This window comes from Leclercia sp. W6 (assembly GCF_003336345.1).
Classification (GTDB): domain Bacteria; phylum Pseudomonadota; class Gammaproteobacteria; order Enterobacterales; family Enterobacteriaceae; genus Enterobacter.
Genome location: NZ_CP031104.1, coordinates 1947405 through 1965987, shown reverse-complemented (window position 1 = coordinate 1965987; position 18583 = coordinate 1947405). Strand labels below are relative to the sequence as shown.

General features: G+C 55.1%; 17 protein-coding genes and 1 tRNA gene. 10 read left to right on the top strand and 8 right to left on the bottom strand.

What is annotated here, in order from left to right; all coding sequences use genetic code 11:
- The first annotated feature begins 114 nt into the window (after positions 1-114).
- Positions 115-202 (top strand) — tRNA-Ser (locus tag DVA43_RS09745).
- A 219-nt stretch (positions 203-421) separates the two neighbouring features.
- Positions 422-1426: a substrate-binding domain-containing protein gene (locus DVA43_RS09740; RefSeq protein WP_114315410.1), complete on the top strand. Its 1005-nt coding sequence runs from the start codon at positions 422-424 to the stop codon at positions 1424-1426.
- On the opposite strand, the gene DVA43_RS09735 is transcribed toward DVA43_RS09740, so the two are convergent.
- From DVA43_RS09735 to DVA43_RS09720, 4 genes are all read right to left on the bottom strand, one after another.
- Positions 1419-2303, bottom strand: coding sequence for an NAD(P)-dependent oxidoreductase (locus DVA43_RS09735; protein ID WP_114315409.1), 885 nt, complete (start codon positions 2301-2303; stop codon positions 1419-1421). The genes DVA43_RS09740 and DVA43_RS09735 overlap by 8 nt on opposite strands.
- 50 nt (positions 2304-2353) lie before the next feature.
- Positions 2354-3709: an NAD(P)H-dependent oxidoreductase gene (locus DVA43_RS09730; protein ID WP_114315408.1), complete on the bottom strand. Its 1356-nt coding sequence runs from the start codon at positions 3707-3709 to the stop codon at positions 2354-2356.
- Positions 3710-3734: 25 nt separating this feature from the next.
- Positions 3735-5093, bottom strand: coding sequence for an MFS transporter (locus DVA43_RS09725; protein WP_103823328.1), 1359 nt, complete (start codon positions 5091-5093; stop codon positions 3735-3737).
- Positions 5094-5325: 232 nt separating this feature from the next.
- A complete protein-coding gene (locus DVA43_RS09720; RefSeq protein WP_114315407.1) occupies positions 5326-6432 on the bottom strand; it encodes an NADH:flavin oxidoreductase/NADH oxidase in 1107 nt (368 codons plus the stop codon).
- A gap of 262 nt (positions 6433-6694) precedes the next feature.
- On the opposite strand from DVA43_RS09720, the gene DVA43_RS25255 reads away from it, so the two are divergent.
- The 6 genes from DVA43_RS25255 (at position 6695) to ampC (ending at position 13401) form a co-directional block, all read left to right on the top strand.
- Positions 6695-6829: a hypothetical protein gene (locus DVA43_RS25255; RefSeq protein WP_256387106.1), complete on the top strand. Its 135-nt coding sequence runs from the start codon at positions 6695-6697 to the stop codon at positions 6827-6829.
- A gap of 465 nt (positions 6830-7294) precedes the next feature.
- Positions 7295-7855 (top strand): fimbrial protein, encoded by a 561-nt coding sequence (locus DVA43_RS09715; RefSeq protein ID WP_114315406.1) that lies wholly within the window; start codon positions 7295-7297, stop codon positions 7853-7855.
- 61 nt (positions 7856-7916) lie between these two features.
- On the top strand, positions 7917-8579 hold the full coding sequence (locus tag DVA43_RS09710; protein WP_114315405.1) for a molecular chaperone: 663 nt from the start codon (positions 7917-7919) through the stop codon (positions 8577-8579).
- Positions 8580-8657: 78 nt separating this feature from the next.
- Positions 8658-11087, top strand: coding sequence for a fimbria/pilus outer membrane usher protein (locus DVA43_RS09705; RefSeq protein WP_114317115.1), 2430 nt, complete (start codon positions 8658-8660; stop codon positions 11085-11087).
- An 11-nt stretch (positions 11088-11098) separates the two neighbouring features.
- The gene (locus DVA43_RS09700; RefSeq protein ID WP_114315404.1) at positions 11099-12163 is read left to right on the top strand and encodes a fimbrial protein; all 1065 of its coding nucleotides are present in this window, start codon (positions 11099-11101) and stop codon (positions 12161-12163) included.
- Positions 12164-12258: 95 nt separating this feature from the next.
- The gene (ampC, locus tag DVA43_RS09695) at positions 12259-13401 is read left to right on the top strand and encodes a CMY2/MIR/ACT/EC family class C beta-lactamase (RefSeq protein ID WP_114315403.1); all 1143 of its coding nucleotides are present in this window, start codon (positions 12259-12261) and stop codon (positions 13399-13401) included.
- A gap of 67 nt (positions 13402-13468) precedes the next feature.
- Here the strand turns inward: ampC and DVA43_RS09690 are convergent, their stop codons facing one another.
- The 4 genes from DVA43_RS09690 to DVA43_RS09675 all read right to left on the bottom strand — a co-directional run bounded on the left by DVA43_RS09690 (position 13469) and on the right by DVA43_RS09675 (position 16682).
- Entirely contained in the window at positions 13469-14839 is a 1371-nt protein-coding gene (locus DVA43_RS09690; protein WP_114315402.1) for a Xaa-Pro peptidase family protein, read from the bottom strand.
- Between the two features lie 26 nt (positions 14840-14865).
- On the bottom strand, positions 14866-15102 hold the full coding sequence (locus tag DVA43_RS09685) for a DUF1272 domain-containing protein (RefSeq protein ID WP_114315401.1): 237 nt from the start codon (positions 15100-15102) through the stop codon (positions 14866-14868).
- Between the two features lie 94 nt (positions 15103-15196).
- Positions 15197-15763, bottom strand: a complete 567-nt coding sequence (locus DVA43_RS09680; protein ID WP_114315400.1) for an NTP transferase domain-containing protein — start codon at positions 15761-15763, stop codon at positions 15197-15199.
- A gap of 124 nt (positions 15764-15887) precedes the next feature.
- Positions 15888-16682 carry an SDR family oxidoreductase gene (locus tag DVA43_RS09675; RefSeq protein ID WP_114315399.1) on the bottom strand — a complete coding sequence of 265 codons (795 nt, stop codon included), beginning with the start codon at positions 16680-16682 and terminating at the stop codon, positions 15888-15890.
- Positions 16683-16896: 214 nt separating this feature from the next.
- On the opposite strand from DVA43_RS09675, the gene DVA43_RS09670 reads away from it, so the two are divergent.
- Together DVA43_RS09670 and DVA43_RS09665 are read left to right on the top strand one after the other, a co-directional pair.
- On the top strand, positions 16897-17757 hold the full coding sequence (locus DVA43_RS09670) for a DMT family transporter (protein ID WP_114315398.1): 861 nt from the start codon (positions 16897-16899) through the stop codon (positions 17755-17757).
- Between the two features lie 327 nt (positions 17758-18084).
- Complete coding sequence (locus tag DVA43_RS09665) at positions 18085-18579, top strand: molybdopterin-dependent oxidoreductase (protein ID WP_114315397.1); 495 nt, start codon at positions 18085-18087, stop codon at positions 18577-18579.
- Positions 18580-18583: the final 4 nt, after the last annotated feature.

Here is an 18583-nt window from a genome sequence, read left to right as displayed (position 1 = left end):
CGGTCGTCAGCAGAAGATGATGCGCGCGGGGTTGTACAAAAGGCGAACACATTCAATTTCCTGAATTTTTTGCTTTACATAACCTCCAGAGATGTTTATAGTGCGCCTCACTCTGGAAGCGTGGCCGAGCGGTTGAAGGCACCGGTCTTGAAAACCGGCGACCCGAAAGGGTTCTAGAGTTCGAATCTCTACGCTTCCGCCAAATTTAAAAACCCTGCGATAGCAATATCGCAGGGTTTTTTGCGTTTGTGCTTTTTCAGCAAATGTTGACGTCTTTTGCGCAACTTATTTCCCTGGTTGAAGGTAAGCGCTGTCATAAATTTTATCGATACGTGATTTTGCCGCTAACATCATTTTCATCGAAACATGATTGATCTAACATAAAATTATCTACTCTGCGGACCTGAGGCTAAGTGCTACATTGAATGATAAAAAGAAAAGCACCATCAAAGATGTCGCTGCTTTAGCCGAAGTATCAATCGGTGTTGTCTCCCGTGTATTGAATCCCGGAACCGGTTCAGTTTCCGAACGTACCCGGCAGCGGATTATCGCTGCCATGCAAACCCTAAGTTACACCCCGCAGAGCGCCGCGCGTGAACTCAAGACAAACCTGAACAATACCCTCGGCTTGGTTGTGGCCGACATCAGTAATGACTTTTTCTCTGAAATTTCGGATCTCATTGTACGGCGCGCTCGCGAAATGGCGATGAACGTCATCCTGGTCACGACGCAGGAAGATCCCTTGCTTGAGCGGGAAAGCCTGGAAATGTTGATGCAAAAGCGGGTCAAAGCCATCATCGCAACGCCGACAAGCGCTAACAAGGATATGTGGCAATCGATCAGCAATATGGGAATAGCGATCGTGTTTATCGATCGCTATCTGGAGGATTTTACAGGCGCCAGTGTTATTGGTTTTAACAATGAAACCTCTGCTCGCCAGGCGACCTCTTATCTGGTCGAGCAAGGCCATCGGCGTATTGGGTGGATAAGTGGGCCCCTCAATACATCCACTTCTTTGCAAAGACTGGAAGGTTACAAGAAAGGCCTGCAGGCGCAGGGAATTGAATGTAACAAACAGCTTATCGCAGTAAAGAATTTTCGCGATCCGCTCGCCAGCCAGTCGCTTGATGAATTGCTGTCGCTAGCAGAACCACCGACAGCAATCATTATTGGCAATACGTCAATCGCACCGGTCATCATGTCGCGGATCCGCGAGCTAAAATTGGCTGTGCCCGATGACCTTTCCGTCATCGTTTATCATGACAGTCACTGGAGTCGCCTGCTGAGCCCGTCCATTAGCGTTATTAAACATCCTCTTGAAGAACTGGCCAGTAAAGCACTGTTGAGTTTATCCGGTGAACAGCAAAAACCCTGCGAACTGGATAGCATATTAGTTAAAAGAGAAAGTGTTTCCAGGATTAAATAGCCACCTTATTTAAACGCTGGATTTGCTTAATAATGGCGCAATGATCCAGGTCACCCTCTCCGGCATCAATCATCTGGCTGAAGAGTTGATTCACTGTTTCTGTTAACGGTAGGGTCAAATTAAGCTGCTTCGCCAGTGACACCGCACTGCGCGTATCTTTAAGCTGCCACTTTGCAGCGCCCCGAGCTTTAAAGTCCCCTTTAACCATGCGTTCGCCCTGGTGTTGCAACAATGTGGAATCTGCAAACCCGCCGAGTAGGGCTTCGCGCACTTTTTCTGGATCGGCGCCGCCGCGTTGCGCGAGAGTAAAAGCTTCCGACAATAAACTTAAGGTTCCGGCGACAATAATCTGGTTTGCAAGTTTGGTGAGCTGACCGGCTCCAACTTCTCCGACATGCGTGACTTTCCCCAGGTGTGATAGCAAAGGACGAAGGCTATCAATGAGCTGCCTGTCTCCTCCCGCCATTAAGGATAATGAACCTTTCTCTGCGCCTGTTGTTCCGCCGGAAACAGGGATATCGACATAGTGGGCCTGAACACTATGGGCCTTACGTGCTTGCTCAACCACAATATCCGGCGACAGGGTACTCATCATGAGGATGATTGTATCTGGACCAATGTACTGAAGTGCGTCGTGATTGAATATCACCTCATCGCACGCCGTTGCATCGCTTAACAAACAGATGATGAGCTCACTGTCAGCCAGTAACTGCGAAGCAGATTGTTCAATCTTTACGCCAGCGCTTGCCAGTTGTAGCGCTTTTTCTTGCGACCTGTTCCATACCGTGACCGGATATCCGGCTGCGACAAGTCGACGCGCCACAGGTTGTCCCATCAACCCCGTACCCAACAAGCCAATACGCATTTCGCTTTTCATTTGTCCTCCTGATATACCCGCAACAGTAGCCGTTGCGGGTATCACCCTGTTTATAATCCCGCAAGATTGACCATTTGCTTGCGTAATTCGACGATGTCCAGATTGTTGTCAAAATGAACATCGGAGAAACGAATCGCCTTATCTTTTGCGACATCCTTCACCAGTCGGACATGATGGGCCAGCCCCATTGGCAAGAAATCTTGTGCCACACTGATGCTGGCTGGCAAGGCGTTGGCCCAGACAGTAAACCCACCTTCACCATCCAGCATCTCACCCGCTTTGAGATCGCGTTTTGCCGTTGCAACCGCATCGCCCCGGAAACTTAATGCTGTCCCGGTAGCTTCTCCTCGTAATACCGCGGAGAGAATACTGATGCTGGTTTCCAGACCAATCAGATGGAAAGGGCGCCACATCGACGCGTACCAGCCGCTTGGGTCGGTCAGTAATCCGTACTGTTTGAAACAGGCCCGGCTGTATTCATCCCGGGCTTTAAATGTCACGAAAACGCCATAGCGGATATTGTTAAGCACCTCACGTCCGTCAGGCTCCTGACTGGCTGCGATATCCACAAGCCCACTGCGGCCCAGGCGCCCGCCATCAGATGCCGGAGAGAAGACCCGCGCCAGGTCATGCACCCCGGCAGGGGGAAATTCCAGTCCGTTATCGGGACAGTCTAATCCGGTTGCGTTGGCGACAGCCGCCATCTCAATGGCCGCTTTGGTACCATCGGTAAACGAGTTGTACATTTTTGGGTTAAAGTCCCCGGCAGCAACTTCTTCGTCAGACCAGCCAAAGAATCCCCAGACGGTATCCGGTGTGGAGTAGCGGTATCGCGGTTCGTAATTCATCCCTTTACCTGCGGCAACGATTTCAAAGCCACAGGCTTTAGCCCAGTCAACCAGTTCACAAATGATCGCCGGTTGATCACCATAAGCCATGCTGTAAATCACCCCGTTCTGGCGCGCACGTTCCGCTATCAAAGGCCCGCACAACACGTCGGCTTCCACATTTACCATCACCACGTGTTTTCCATTTTCGACCGCATGGAGAGCGTGACGCGTGCCGGCCAGAGGATGTCCCGTCGCTTCAACTATGCAGTGGATTTGCTCACACCGGATCAGCTGTTCTGCATCCTCAACGACGCAGGTTGTGCCTTCGCGTAAAGCTGCTTCGATGTTATGCGCCTGATACTGCGATTCTGGCCATCCCACACGCGCCAGGGCAGCACGGGCTTTCTGGACATCCAGGTCTGCAACGGCCACCACATGCAGCCCTTCCAGGTGCCGCAGTTGGGCAAGTACCATCGAACCAAATTTGCCGGCGCCGATAATGCCCACACGAACAGGCTGTGCTGAACCCGATTTTGCGGCACAGGCACGCTCAGCTAACAATGCTGCTAAGTTCATTTTCTACTCCTTTAAGGGGGATGGATTAACGCCAGCCAGCAATCTGACGGCGATTTCTGCTCATGAGATAAATCAGCAACGGCGAGAACAAAACCAGGACAGCTAACAGATAGAGACCGCTCTGTGATTTACCGGAAATCGAGATAACGAGGCCAACCAGGAAGGGCCCGAAGAACCCACCAATATTGCCAATTGAGTTAATCAGTGCCATGCCACCGGCACAGCCTCGGCTGGTAAGAAAGGATGCTGGAAGGGTATAAAACGTCGGCACGCATGACAGCATACCCACCGTCGAAAGCGTTAACCCCACCATGGATATCACGGGTGAGTCGCTGATAGCGGCGACCACAAATCCGACAGAAAAGAGCAGCGATGGAAGAATAAAATGCCAGGTTCGCTCATTGGTTTTATCAGAGTGATTCGACCACCAACACATCACCACCGCGCCTGCGATATAGGGAATCGTGCCCAGCATGCCGACAACAGTATCAGAGTAATCGAAGCGCTTGATGAACTGCGGCATCCAGAAACCGAGGCCTGTGAGACCAATGACGGTAAAGAAATAGGCCATCCCCAGCAGCCAGACCCGTCGGTCTTTGATCATTTCCCTGAAACCGGAGTGTCCGGCGGACAAGGTCGCCTCCTGGTCTTTTTCCATCAGATCCTGATAAGCCTGACGCTCTTCGGGTTTAAGCCAGGACGCTTTAGACGGTTTATCGGTAAGATAAAGAAAAACCACAACGGATAAGATGACAGGCGGGCAGCCTTCAATTAAAAATAGCCACTGCCAACTCTCCAGCCCCCCAACATTATGAAAATTATCGAGAATATAACCCGAGATCGGATTGGCGATAATAGCAGCCAGCGGAACCCCTAAATAGTAAATGGAGAAGACCTTAGCCAGCTCCTTTTTGGGAAACCAGGTTGTGAGATAGAAAACAATACCTGGCGCCAGCCCCGCCTCGGCCACGCCCAGTAAAAAGCGCAGGATACTAAGCGTCACCACGCCTTGTGCAAACGCCATCGCCATGGAAATAATGCCCCATGTGATCATGATTCGGGCTAACCAGAAGCGTGCACCGTATCGTTCCAGCAGCACATTGCTGGGAATTTCAAACAGGATATAACCGAAGGAAAATATCCCCACAGCAAACCCAAAATGTTCAGGCGTTAACCCCAGGGATTGATTCATGGTTAACGCGGCCATGCCGATATTTGAGCGATCTATAAACGCAAGCAGATACATCAGCAGTATCAGGGGCATCAGCCGAAATTTGGCTTTTTTTATCGCCCCCCTTGCCAGCGATGAAATTTCTGTTTGGCCTGGCTCAGGCGTAACACCTACACCGGCCAGCGTACTATCGAACTCTTCTACGTGTTTCATGATGTATCCCAGTAGCGTTTAACCCACTGAAAATCACGGAAAAAGCATGAATACCGCGACAGTTTTATGAAAAAGTAAAACGTTTTACTTTTTCAAGAGTTTTACGATTGATACAGAAACAGTCAAGAGAAGCGCGGGGAAAGTTAAGAAATTGTGACTAGGTTAGCGAGTTGTAAATGATCCTGCTTCTAGGCGGGGAAGGATACCCGTGATGCCACGGGTATCCGAAACATCAGGACTTAAACAGATTCTTCAGGGTGTGCGGCTGGCAACGCAGATACTGTTCCGGCGCATGGACCTGGGCGCCCAGCGCCGCTGCCGCATGCCATGGCCAGCGCGGGTTATAGAGCGCGCCGCGGGCGATGGCAATAAAATCTGCATCCCCGCTGGCTACGATAGATTCCGCATGCTCGGGCTCGGTGATTAATCCCACCGCCACCACCGGAATATTTACCGCAGCTTTCACCGCCCTTGCCAGCGGCACCTGATAGCCAGGATAGACCTCAATCTTCTGATCCGGATGCAGACCGCCGCTGGAGACGTGGATCACGTCAACGCCACGCGCTTCCAGCATTCTGGAGAACTCAACCGCTTCTTCAAGGTTGAATCCGCCTTCCACCCAGTCCGTCCCGGAGATACGCACGCTGATGGCTCTCTCCGCCGGGAAGGCTTCCCGCACCGCGTCGACAATTTCCACTGGGAACCGGGCTCTGTTTTCCAGTGAACCGCCGTAATTATCCGTGCGCTGATTAGAGAGTGGCGATAAAAACTGATGGAGCAGATAGCCGTGAGCGGCGTGGATCTGGATCAGATCGATATTCAGTCTGGCAGCACGTTTTGCGGCCTCAGCGAACTGGTTGCGGATTTCGGCTAAGCCCTCGCTGTCGAGAGCGGTTGGCGGGACATAGCCCTCGTTGTAAGGCACTGCAGAAGGGGCCAACGTCTGCCAGCCCCCTTGCTGGTCGGGTGGAATTTGCTGTCCCCGATGATCCCACGGCTTGTGTGTTGACGCTTTTCTGCCCGCGTGGGCCAGCTGGATGCCAACAGGAATATCGGACCACTTACGCAGGGTGTCCAGCACCCGGCCCATCGCTTCCTCGGTTTTGTCATCGTAGAGCCCGACGTCAGCGTAGGTAATGCGGCCTTCCGGGGAGACGGCTGCCGCCTCAATGGTGAGCAGACCCGCGCCGGAAAAGGCCAGTTGCCCCAGGTGAAGGGTATGCCAGTCATTCATGCAGCCCTCTTCGGCAGAATACTGACACATGGGGGCGATCACGATGCGATTGTCGAGTTCAAGATTGCGGATACGTAACGGTGTAAACAGCTTGGGTTGAGACATACATGTCACTCCAGATTGCAGCGTTAGAAACAGGGGAGGGCGATTTTTACCCTTATATATTCATCAACATAACGCAGAGATAACGATAACTGAACCTGCCGTTTATGCAAAAGTCCGTTGCGTCAGACGCAACGCTTTAATGATTACGCTATTCACTTTGCGACGTTGCTGAAAGATGCGCCATCAGAAAATCGACAAACACTTTCACTTTTTTGCTGTTCCGGCGAGTGGGGGGCCGTGAGTATCTGACGGGGGTGTCACGATGCGCACCGTGACATGGGCGGCTTTATCGTTGCGCCAGATAATAACAGTAAAACATGGTGCAGGTTTTATTTTAAACCCTGGTCAGGGGATTTTAAATAAAACTCCAGTTGTCTGCATTGGTATTTTAATGTAAACATTGGTATTCGGTTTTTTTATTTATTGGCTCGTTATAAGATTTATCTTAATATTAATTTCACTGCTATTTTTCCTCTTGGGTATAATTGCAAAGATAGTCATTTTATAGGGCTGAATGTTATTTTTATGTAGCCATTTCTCACCATTGCAGTGCAAGAAAATACAAAAATATTAAGATTAATCAATGATGTCAATGTTGACATGTCAACATTGCCGGGGCGGCTATTTTGCGCAGCAGATACCCGGTTGTTTTTTAGTGATACGGGAAATATCATTTTTATGCGCGTAGGTGGATTAAACGCAGTTTATTTTTAAATAAAGGGCGATTAATCAGGGGAATAATGCCCTCTGGTTAGCCGGGAGAGGCATTTTAATTTAAAGGGAAACGCAGAAGGGATGAGTTTTAGGACCGGAGGGCATCGGTCAACGTCATCATGAATAACAAGTCAAGTTGAGCGTAATAATGAAGAATCAATTTCGCGTAGCTGCAATTCTGGCGGGCACGCTGGCCTCTGGTGCCGCATTTTCCAATAATATGACCACGAATCCGGGTGCTGCCGCGGGTACGCAAAACACCGGCGGGATTGTGGAGTTCAGCGGTGAAATCGTCGACGCCTCCTGCAATATCACCACCAAAAGCAAAGACGTGCAGGTGGACCTGGGGAAATGGGGCGCAAGCTATTTCACCGCAGCGGGCACCGAAACGACCAAAACCCCTTTCAAAATTGAGGTAGATAACTGTCCGGCGTCGGTGACGACGGTTGCCGTGCTGTTCGATGGTCAAAAAGATGCCCTTGATGCCACCCTGCTGGCGGTGGCCGGTGGGGCGAAAGGTGTGGGTATCAAATTGTATAACAACGGCGTATCCAGCTCTCAGGTTGCCCTGGGGACGGTTTCAGCAAGTGTTCCGGTTGCTTCCGGTAAAGCCACGGTGCCCTTTTCCGCCGACTACGTCTCTACAGAGAAGACCGTTACCCCGGGTGCGGCTAATGGCGTTGCAAACTTCCTGATGGTTTACAACTGATCCCCGCATGAGCAGGCCCTGCGCCTGTTCATTCTCTTTTTTGTCCAATGGTACCTGCACGATGAAACAGCTTCTTGCCGCTGTGATGACCGCTTTTCTTCTGGTCTGCGCCACCGCGCAGGCCGGGGTAGTGATGGGCGGAACTCGCGTGATCTATGAGGAAGGAAAACGCGAAGCCACCATTACGGTGACGAACATGGATACCCGCGTTCCCTACCTGGTGCAGTCGTGGGTGGAAAACCAGGCCGCAGACGATAAACGCCCGGTACCTTTTGTGGTTACGCCGCCGCTCTTTCGCCTCGATCCTGAGCAGGAGAACGTCCTGCGGATAAGCTTTACCGGCGGCGCATTACCCACAGACCGGGAGTCAGTGTACTGGCTGTGCGTGAAAAACATCGCCCCAACGCAAAAAGCGGCGTCCAACAAGCTCCAGATCAACGTGAAATCGAAGTTCAAGCTCTTCTGGCGGCCAAAAGGGCTGGGCGAGGCTAAAGATGCCTGGCAGAAACTGACCTTTACCCGGCAGGGTAACCGGCTGGTGGCGCATAACCCGACGCCGTTTTATGTCTCCCTCTACAGCCTGACGGTTGGCGGCAAAGCGATCCCCGAACCGGGCATGATCGCGCCTCAGAGCAGCCAGACGTGGACGGGTGTCGGCACCGGGCAGGTGACGTGGCGCGCCATTAACGACTCTGGCGGTATCACTGACGCCGCGCAGCAGTAACCGGGGGCGAGGGTGAAAACGAACACTTCACGCCGCGACGGTGCGTTACTGCTGGCAACGCTCCCCACTGCGCTGTTGATGCTCTCGAGGCCCGGGATGGTGCGGGCAGAAGATTACTTCGATCCGGCGGCGCTGGAGCTGAGCTCACCGCAGCAAAAAACTGCCGATCTGCACTATTTTGCCACCGCGGGCGGGCAGCAGCCCGGCACCTGGCCGGTCACCATCTGGGTCAATGACCAGCAGGTCAGTGAAGGCAACATTACCTTCGTGGAGGAGAATGGTACCCTTGCGCCGGTGCTGACGGCGGCCCAGCTGGCGGAATATGGCGTCAATGTCAGCGCGTTCTCCTCATTTGAACGTCTGCACGACGGGGAGACCTTCACCCGTATCGACCAGTACATCCCCGACGCCAGCAGCCGGTTCGACTTCCCGACCCAGCGGCTGAACCTGAGTATTCCCCAGGCGGCAATGAATGTTCAGCGCGAGGGGGATATTGATCCCGCACGCTGGGATGAGGGGATACCGGCGGCGTTTGTCGACTACACGCTCTCCGGCGCGCAAACCGGGCAATCCACCCATAACGGTCGCTCCACCTTTCTCAACCTGCGCAGCGGGGTGAACCTCGGGCCGTGGCGGTTGCGCAATACCTCATCCATGCAGTATGACTCCACCCGGCGCTGGCAGTCGCTCAGTACATACCTGCAACGGGACGTCGCCCCGCTGAAAAGCCAGCTGCGGATTGGGGATACCTACACCAGCGGGGAGGTGTTTGACAGCGTGCAGTTTCGCGGCGTCCAGCTGATGTCAAATGAAGAGATGCTCCCGGACAGCCAGCGCGGTTTTGCCCCGGTGATCCGCGGCGTGGCCCACAGTAACGCCAAAGTGACCATCTCCCAGCATGGCTATGTGATATACGAAACCTACGTCTCCCCGGGAGCGTTTGCCATTAAGGATCTCTACCCGACCGCGCAGAGCGGCGACCTGGAGGTCAACGTGAAGGAGAGCGACGGTTCGGAGCGCACCTTTACCCAGCCGTTCTCGTCGGTGCCGTTTATGCTGCGGGAGGAGCGGATAAAATACAGCCTCAGCGCCGGGCGCTTTCACGCAGGCAAGGATCAGAGCCGCACCCCGGCGTTTATCCAGAGCACGCTGTTTTACGGTTTACCGGCAGCCTTTACCCTTTTTGGTGGCACGCAACTGGCCGACGATTATCACGCGCTGGCCCTCGGGGTGGGGCATAGCTTAGGGGAGCTGGGCTCGCTTGGCACCGACGTGACGCTGGCGGGCACCACAACCCCTTCCGGCAAGCGCTACCGCGGCCACACCCTGCGGGCGCAGTATCAGAAAAGTTTTGCCCGGGTGGGCACCTCGTTCAGCCTCGCCAGCTACCGCTACTCCTCCAGCGGGTTTTACGACTTCAGTGAGGCGATGAGGCTGGAGCAACGTTACGGGCTGGTGGATAACAAACGCACCCGGGAAGAGATTGCCATCAGCCAGACCCTCGGCGAGATGGGTAACCTGTCGTTGTCCGCTTACGTTCAGGATTACTGGCACAACCAGAGCAGCGACAAAACGCTCCATGCCGGTTTTTACAGCGCCTGGAAAGGGATCTCCTGGGGGCTGGGCTACTACTACACCCAGTCCAGCGGACACAATAATCCCGATCGCTCCTGGTCCTTCAATATCACCATTCCGCTGGGGGGTTCGCTTGCCAGCAGTTCGGTGAGCTACACCACCTCGTCGGATAATCGCGGCTATACCTCGCACCAGGTGTCGATGTATGGCTCGGTGCCGAAGAGCCCGAATCTCTACTACGCCGTGCAACAGGGCTACGCCAGCCAGGGGCAGGGGAGTAACAGCGGCGCATCCCTCGACTACCACGGCGGCTATGGTCAGGCCCAGCTGGGTTATCGGCACGATCGCGACAGCAGCCAGCTCACCTGGGGGGCGTCGGGCTCCATCGTCGCGCATCCGCATGGCATCACATTGGGGCAGAGTCTGGGCGACAGCTTTGCCATCGTGCGTGCGCCGGGAGCGGTCAACGTGGCTGTTCAGAACGGCAGCAACGTTCATACCGACTGGCGGGGTTACGCGGTGGTGCCTGCGCTGACGGCCTGGCGCAAAAACGTCATTACCCTTGATACCGAATCGATGACCAGCGACACCGACGTCGAACAGTCCGGCGCGACGGTGATCCCCGGCGGTGGGGCGGTGGTCGAGGCAAACTTCCGGACCCATATCGGCCATCGCGTGCTGTTTATCCTGCATGACCGTTCGGGGCCAGTGCCGTTTGGCGCCAGCGCCCAGCTGGCTGGCGATCGCAACGCCGCCACCGGCATGGTGGCCGACGGCGGAACGGTCTACCTGAGCGGTATTCCGGATACCGGTACCCTGGAGGTGAACTGGAATGACAAAGGGGAGGCCCACCGCTGCACGCTGCCTTTCCACATCGCCGCCGACCAGCCGGATGCGGTGAAGCGTATTCAGGCAGCCTGTTTATCACAATGAGGATATTAACCATGCGGTTAGTCTGTTTACTTCTGACGGTCGCAGGGCTGTTCAGCCCTGGCGTATGGGCGGCGGCCTGCAATGGCGATACCGGTCAGATGACGATTAACGTTCAGAACATCAAATACCTGCCTTCGCTGCGTAACAACACCCAGATGACCAGCATCATGGCCGACAGCGGCAGCGGGTTTCGTTTCAGCTGCGATCAGGAGGCCCGGCAGGCCGGGGCGATAGCGGTGAAATATGAACAGGAGCGCACCGGGAATGAGACCTTCATCAATGGCCGAATGGTGTTTGAGTCGGCCATTCCGGGTATCGGCTATGCCCTGGGCTTTCAGTGTAACGGCGGGCCGATCCACTACCTGGATGGCTCCGGTATGCATGAGACGGAGGTCTGTAACAGCAGCGAGAACCCCGCGCTGCTGCACCAGGAACATATCGTGGTGAAGGCGTTTATCACCTTCTTTAAAACCGGCAACGTCAGCCTGGTCAGCGGCAACCACACCAACGCCTCGCCGTTGGGGGCGGTCGGTAAACTCTATGTCGACCTTCCCGGCTCAGGCACAACCGGCACGCCCATCAGCGCCGACCTGACGGCGATGAACGTGGATATCGGTGCGGTGGGCAGTTGTAATGTCACGACTCCGACCATTTTTGTCGATTTAGGCAAGGTTAACCGCGCCGATTTTAAAGGAGTGGGGCAGACGGCGGGGACGGCGAAGACATTGACCATTCCAGTCTATTGTTCGCAGCCAGCGCAGATCAAAATTGGCTTTTTCGGCACCCCAGCCGCCACCGGCGTAACCGATACGCTGGCCATTACCCCGTCGCCGTCGAGCGCCAGCGGCGTGGGAGTCAGGCTGAGCTACGGCAATAATGGTGCCAGTGCGCCGGTCGCTGGCACCGCCCTGCACATCAACGAGGCCGGAAACCTGCCGGGTCTGGGACAGGTGACCGCGACAAATGCGGCCAGCGCCCAGCCTTTCCACTTTGTTGCCCAGCTGGTACAGACCGACCCGACCGTGACAGCGGGGTGGGCAAACACCACTGCCACCTTTGCGCTGGAGTATAACTAGCCCTGCGAACGGGCGTCGGTTCACGGGGGCCCGTTTTACATCTTCCCGTCAGGCCTGCAAAATAGCGCTCTCACTTTTCGCTAAAGATCATAACGATGAAAAAATCCCTGCTCTGTACGCTCCTCGTTTGCCTGTCCGGTTCTGCTCTGGCCACTTCCCCGGAGGAGGCGCAGGTCGCGGAGGCGGTGAAACCCACCCTTACCGCGCTGATGAACGACCAGACGATCCCGGGCATGGCCGTTGCGGTCATCTACAAGGGCCAGACCTATTTCTTCACCCAAGGTCTGGCGGATGTCGCCGGGAAAAAGCCCGTCACCAGGCAAACCCTGTTTGAGCTTGGCTCGGTGAGCAAAACCTTTACCGGGGTGCTCGGCGGCGATGCGGTGGCGCGCGGGGAGATTGCCCTCAACGATCCGGCCAGCAAGTACTGGCCCGCGCTGTCAGGCAAGCAGTGGCAGGGCATCAGCCTCCTGCATCTGGCGACCTACACCGCAGGGGGACTCCCGCTCCAGGTGCCGGAGAACGTGACCGATGCCGCAGCGCTGCAAACGTACTATCAGACCTGGCAGCCAGCGTGGACGCCGGGTACTAAACGCCTCTACGCCAACGCCAGTATTGGCCTGTTTGGCGCCCTGGCGGTCAAGCCCTCAAAGATGAGTTTCGAGCAGGCACTCACCCGCCGGGTGCTGGAGCCGTTGAAGCTGAGCCACACCTGGGTGACCGTACCGGCAAGCGAAAAAGCGAACTATGCCTGGGGCTACCGGGACGGTAAGGCGGTGCACGTCTCGCCAGGGATGCTCGATGCCGAAGCCTACGGGGTAAAAACCTCCATCGTGGATATGGCAGGCTGGCTACAGGCCAACCTGCAACCGGACAGCATTAAAGACGCATCGCTGAAAAAAGGGGTGGAGATTGCCCAGTCACGCTACTGGCAGGTAGGGGATATGTATCAGGGGCTGGGCTGGGAGATGCTCAACTGGCCGGTCTCCTCCCGGACGCTGGAGCAGGGGGCCGATAATAAATATGCCCTGGCCGCCCGCGAGGCCACCGCTATCGCGCCTCCACAGCCGCCGGTGCAAGCCTCATGGGTACACAAAACCGGCTCGACCGGCGGATTCGGCAGCTACATCGCCTTTATACCTGAGAAGAACCTCGGCATTGTGATGCTGGCGAATAAAAGTTACCCCAACAGCGAGCGGGTCAAGGCAGCGTACCGCATTCTTGCAGCATTGCAGTAAGGTTTGTCGCCCTGAAAGGCCCGGCTGCGCTACGCTTGCCGGGCCTATAAAGTGGCACTAACAAACTTTAACAGGTAAACGCCATCTCCTTCGCCAGCAGGAATGGACGAAGATAACCCACCGTATTCGAGAGCGGGATCACCTCATCCGCAAGATTGATGTTTAACACCTCGCGAATGTACGCCCGGCGGCTGGTAATCCGCGCCCACAGCGCCGGGTACGCCGTCTGAATTTTCTCCTGCAAGGCCTGGTCCGCCAGGGCGACGCTCTCCTCGGCGCTCACGCCGGTATAGCCGGGAACAGAGGGGATGATATCGAGTTGCAGGATCATGCCGCTTTTTAACGTCTCGGCAGAGCCCGGGTAGATGGGGGAGGACATCCACTCCTCGTCGGCGCTAAGGTGCCCGGGATTAAGATGCCAGCCATATTGCGCTTTATTGAGCACCTGTTCGATATGGGCATACAGCTCGCCGCCCGGCATGCCGATTTTAATCTGCTCAAGCCAGCTGGCGACGGCGGCAAAATAGGGTTTCGCCACCCGATCCAGATAATCTTTCTGGCTGTCCGGCAGCTCGCTCTCGTCAGCAATCACAAACCCGGTCCGGCTGGACAGCCCACCCTTAAAGCCGGTGGTCATCGACAGCGGCTGCCCGCGCTCCAGCTTTTTATAGGTGGGGTAGAAGTTTGCCTTCTCAAAACGCTGTCCGGCGGCGGCAATGGTCACCACCGTCTGATACTGGCCCTCTGCCGCCAGCAGCGCCCCCAGCTCAGTTTCGCGCATCCCCGGCTCCACCGCGTCCATGGCGTTCAGGATGCAGGTCGAGGCCAGGTTCGCGCCATATTCATAATGCGCGATTTCATTCTCGTTGTTGGTGATGCGGGCGCCGTTTTCGCCGCCGATAAACAGGTGCGCGGCGTTCTCAAGGGTCGCATCGGTGCTGTTTTTCAGCGCCTCGACGATTAAATAAGGCAGATCGAAAAGCTGCCTGTTATCCGCCCCGGCTGCGGTAAACATCTTCCAGCCCACCACTCCGATTCGGTCATGCGCATGCAGACCCGCTTCGCGAAACAGCGACTCCAGCGAGATTTCATTATCCATCGGCTGATTGGGCAGCGAGAAGAACGGGCAGTGTCTGAGGGTAACCGGAATGCGGGAATGGCGGGCCATCTTCAGATTTTCATTGCCGAGGATCGCCGTCGCCGCGCCGCTCTTTTCCAGAACCAGCAGACCCTCCTCAAAACGCGGCACAAACCCGGTCAGGTACTCAAAGTTGCTGCCGTGTTCTTTGTCGGCATAGATCACCAGGGCGTCATAGCCCGCCTCGTTGATGCGGGCCAGCACTTTATTTTTGCGCTCAAGCAGGGTGGCATCGGTAAGCGACACCGGAGCCACATCGGTGAAGGTACGTGGCGCAGGAATGGTCTGCAGCTGGATCATGATTTCCCTCGTCGTCAGAAGGCGGTTCAGACGCTTTTTTGCGCATGAACCCGCACGGTGGAGGCCGGCGCGTTTACCAGCTTATTTGCCGGACGCACCGGGCGGCGCACCAGCTCCCCCTGGCAGTTAGGGCAGCGATGGTTAAGGTGGGTGTCGGCACAGGTCGCGCAGAAGGTGCACTCAAAGGAGCAGATCCGCGCGTCCAGATCATCAGGAGGCAGGTCACGATCGCACCATTCGCAGTTCGGGCGGAGTTCAAGCATGGTTCTTATCCTGTTGGGTTAGGGGCCTTCTTTTCACTATGCCAGAGAGTAAAAAAAGCCGCGACAGCATAATAATAACGTGACGCGGGGAGCGTTAACTCCCCTGTTGCACGCTTCTGAAATCGTCAGGGGTATCGATATCAACAATAATCTCCGGGCGATCGAGGGCCACGCGCTGGTGTTTACCCTGCATCAGGGCCTGGCGCATGCTGCGGATAGCCGGACGGGAGATCGCCTGTTGCAGGCTGGCGCGATCAATCAAAACTGGGTGGCCGGGCGTACCGTGATAGTGCGGCAGGATCGCCCCCCCGGTGCGTAATGCCCACAGTTCGCGGTAAATCTCCCCGTCCAGGCAGGGCAGATCGCCGGGGGTAATAAAACAGTAATCCGTGCTCACCGCCCGGGCACCGGTTATCACCGAACTGACCAGTCCGTTTTCATAATCGGGATTATGAACCAGGGTGACATTTTCCCGGTGCTGATATCGCGCCTGTAGCTCCTGGGCGCGAAAACCGGTGACGAGAATAATGCGGGAGCAAAACTGCAGGGCGTTGTTGATACTGGCATCCAGAAGGGTCCCCTCGCGCCAGGGTAACATCATTTTCCACGTCCCCATGCGGGAGGAGAGTCCTGCGGCAGTAATAATACAGTCGACCGGCATTGTCTTATCCCTTTATCAACGTGAAAGAAGGTAAAGGGAAAATATACCGCAAATTTCGGGATTTAACGCGCTGACCGTCGCCTGTTAAAAAGCCCCCTGAAGCAGGGGGCAATCCGCGCAAATTTCAGCGTGCAAGGTAGCGGGGGGCGGGTTCGCCGGTGCGGGCGCTGGCAAACAGCGCCAGGCGCGCCTCTTCGTAGCGCGTCCACAGGGCTTCATCGTGCATCGGCGGGATGGTGATCAGCTCGCCCTGATCGAGCCCCGCCAGCGCCGCATCCACCATATTGTCGGTGGTCATCACCGACCCGGCGGGCAGAGCGTCGGCGCTGATGCCGGACAGCTCCCAGATCTCCGTGGCTGTAGCTGCGGGCAATACCGCCTGGATACGTACCTGGCTGTCGGCAAACTCCTCCTGTAATCCGCGCGTAAAATTCAGCACCCAGGCTTTGGTGGCGCTGTACAGCGCGCTGCCCGCCCGGGCATGGATCGACAGTACCGAGGCGATATTAATCAAAGTACCGCGGTTGTTTTGCGCCAGACGCGGCAGCAGGGCATAAGTGAGACGCATCAGCGCGGTGGTGTTGAGCATGTTGATCGCCTGATGCTGCGCCACGTCCCCCGCGAGGAACGGCGCCATTTGCGCAGTACCAGCATTGTTGATCAGCGTGTCGATAGCGGCGTTGTTGCGCAACATCTCTTCCACGGCGCGAATCCCGCTTTCATCGGTAAGATCCGCCGTCAGGGTGGTGACCTTCACGCCATAGCGCTGCCTGAGCTGTTCCGCCAGCGTCAGCAGACGCGCCTCCCGGCGCGCCACCAGCACCAGATCGTAACCGCGAGCGGCGAGACGATCGGCGTAGACCGCGCCAATCCCGGAAGATGCACCTGTAATCAAAGCCGTTGAACGTTGCGTAGTCATTGTCGTACCTCTTGAAGGGGGAGAGTGGTTTTAATATGAAACTAAATAAACTGTGCGCCATTTGGTTTTATTATGCAATCATATCGCCGGGATTTTTTAATATCTGCGTTGGGCGATGGAGATGACCGTCCGCAAAAGCGCGGTTTTACAGTAAAGTGAATAGACAAACTCACGATCCCACCGTCGGTCCGGAACGGTCTCTCTCAGGAAGGGTATGAAAAAGCTGTTGCTGGTTCTCTTTGTCTTAACTGCATTTGCAGCGAACTCCATTCTCTGCCGCATTGCCCTGAAGAACGGCCATGCCGATCCTGAAACCTTCAGCATGCTGAGATTGCTGGGGGGAGCGGCAGTGCTGTTTGTCTGGCATCTGGCGCGGGGAAGGCTGAAAGAGATACGCTGGAAAATCATCGACGCCCTTCTGCTGTGCGCCTATGTCCTCTTTTTCTCGCTGGCGTACGTCCAGCTCAATACGGCGACAGGCGCATTGCTGCTGTTTGGCGCAGTTCAGGTCTGTATGATCGGCTGGAGCGTGGTAAAAGGCGAGAAACTGAGCGGCAATAAGGCCTGCGGGATCGTCATTGCCGTAGGGGGCATTATTACCTTACTGCTTCCTGGCGCGACGGCGCCTCCGCTAGCGGCGGCCATTACGATGGTGGCCTCTGGCCTCGCGTGGGGAGCCTATTCGCTGCGCGGCAAAAATATCCAGGCTGCGGCGGGAACGACGAGCGGAAATTTCATCCTGAGCCTGCCGGTTATTCTCGTAGTGAGCCTGATACGACAGGCGCCAGTTCATATTGACGCCAGCGGCATCTTCCTGGCCCTGCTTTCCGGCGGGCTGGCATCTGGCGTTGCCTACGTGCTCTGGTATGCCCTGGTCGCCACGCTCTCTTCAGCAACCGCCAGCACGCTGCAGCTGAGCGTTCCGTGTATTGCGGCGGCAGGGGGCGTGTTATTTCTTGGCGAGGTACCGGATCTGCGGATGTTGCTTTGCACGCTGGCGGTGCTGGCCGGAATAGCAATGGTTATCGCCGCCGATAACAAGAAGCGGCAACAGCCGGAAAAAAACGGTTTATGAACGGGCAGGAGGTAATGATTCTCCCGCCCTCATCTGGCTTTCACTGAGTAGTGATAAAATTTAAACCTTTATATTTCTGTGTGTTTAATTGCATTATATAAGTGGGTAGATTATTTTTTGTACAGATCCAATAAAATTTGCCCTAACTGAAATAAATGTACAGACTTTACTTAATCATTTTTAAAAGAAGTAAAAATTTAACTTATTGATTTTAATGATTTATTGTATAAATGATTTTGTTGCTGCAATAATAGGCAGGGAGCATATATTAATAGCACGTTAACTAAATTATAATTCTTTCATATCCGGCAGATAGGTGAGGTTAGTATGCGGTTTATTGTCATGTTGTTAAGCTTTGTGGTTGCCACCCATGCCTGGGCGGGTGAACTACCCAAACCTGCCGGTAAAGCCCTTTTAACCCTGTCCGGTAATATTCAAAATACAAACGAAGAGGGTAAAGCCGTTTTCGATGTCGCCAGCCTTGAGAAACTCGGGATGGTCAGTTTTCAGACCACTTCGCCCTGGTATAATGGACGTACAACCTTTACGGGTGTGCCGCTGCAAAAGATCATGGATTACGTTGGAGCAAAAGGCACCGTTGCTAAGGTCATTGCGCTCAATGACTACACCACCGTTATCCCGCTCAGTGATTTCAAAAAATACAACGTTATCCTTGCCTTGAAAGTCAACGGTGAATACATGCGTATCCGTGACAAAGGCCCGCTATTCATTGTGTATCCCTATGACAGCCTGCACGAGCTGAATAATCAAATTTATTATTCACGATCGGCATGGCAGGTCAGCAAAATGAATATTGAGTAGGAGT

Coding starts and splice junctions, on each gene's coding strand:
- DVA43_RS09690 (WP_114315402.1), bottom strand. CDS start 14,839: ATGATCCAGCTGCAGACCATTCCTGCGCCACGTACCTTCACCGATGTG.
- DVA43_RS09735 (WP_114315409.1), bottom strand. CDS start 2,303: ATGAAAAGCGAAATGCGTATTGGCTTGTTGGGTACGGGGTTGATGGGA.
- DVA43_RS09665 (WP_114315397.1), top strand. CDS start 18,085: ATGCGGTTTATTGTCATGTTGTTAAGCTTTGTGGTTGCCACCCATGCC.
- DVA43_RS09670 (WP_114315398.1), top strand. CDS start 16,897: ATGAAAAAGCTGTTGCTGGTTCTCTTTGTCTTAACTGCATTTGCAGCG.
- DVA43_RS09675 (WP_114315399.1), bottom strand. CDS start 16,682: ATGACTACGCAACGTTCAACGGCTTTGATTACAGGTGCATCTTCCGGG.
- DVA43_RS09680 (WP_114315400.1), bottom strand. CDS start 15,763: ATGCCGGTCGACTGTATTATTACTGCCGCAGGACTCTCCTCCCGCATG.
- DVA43_RS09705 (WP_114317115.1), top strand. CDS start 8,658: ATGCTCTCGAGGCCCGGGATGGTGCGGGCAGAAGATTACTTCGATCCG.
- DVA43_RS09710 (WP_114315405.1), top strand. CDS start 7,917: ATGAAACAGCTTCTTGCCGCTGTGATGACCGCTTTTCTTCTGGTCTGC.
- DVA43_RS09720 (WP_114315407.1), bottom strand. CDS start 6,432: ATGTCTCAACCCAAGCTGTTTACACCGTTACGTATCCGCAATCTTGAA.
- DVA43_RS09685 (WP_114315401.1), bottom strand. CDS start 15,102: ATGCTTGAACTCCGCCCGAACTGCGAATGGTGCGATCGTGACCTGCCT.
- DVA43_RS09725 (WP_103823328.1), bottom strand. CDS start 5,093: ATGAAACACGTAGAAGAGTTCGATAGTACGCTGGCCGGTGTAGGTGTT.
- DVA43_RS09730 (WP_114315408.1), bottom strand. CDS start 3,709: ATGAACTTAGCAGCATTGTTAGCTGAGCGTGCCTGTGCCGCAAAATCG.
- ampC (WP_114315403.1), top strand. CDS start 12,259: ATGAAAAAATCCCTGCTCTGTACGCTCCTCGTTTGCCTGTCCGGTTCT.
- DVA43_RS09700 (WP_114315404.1), top strand. CDS start 11,099: ATGCGGTTAGTCTGTTTACTTCTGACGGTCGCAGGGCTGTTCAGCCCT.
- DVA43_RS09715 (WP_114315406.1), top strand. CDS start 7,295: ATGAAGAATCAATTTCGCGTAGCTGCAATTCTGGCGGGCACGCTGGCC.
- DVA43_RS25255 (WP_256387106.1), top strand. CDS start 6,695: ATGCGCACCGTGACATGGGCGGCTTTATCGTTGCGCCAGATAATAACA.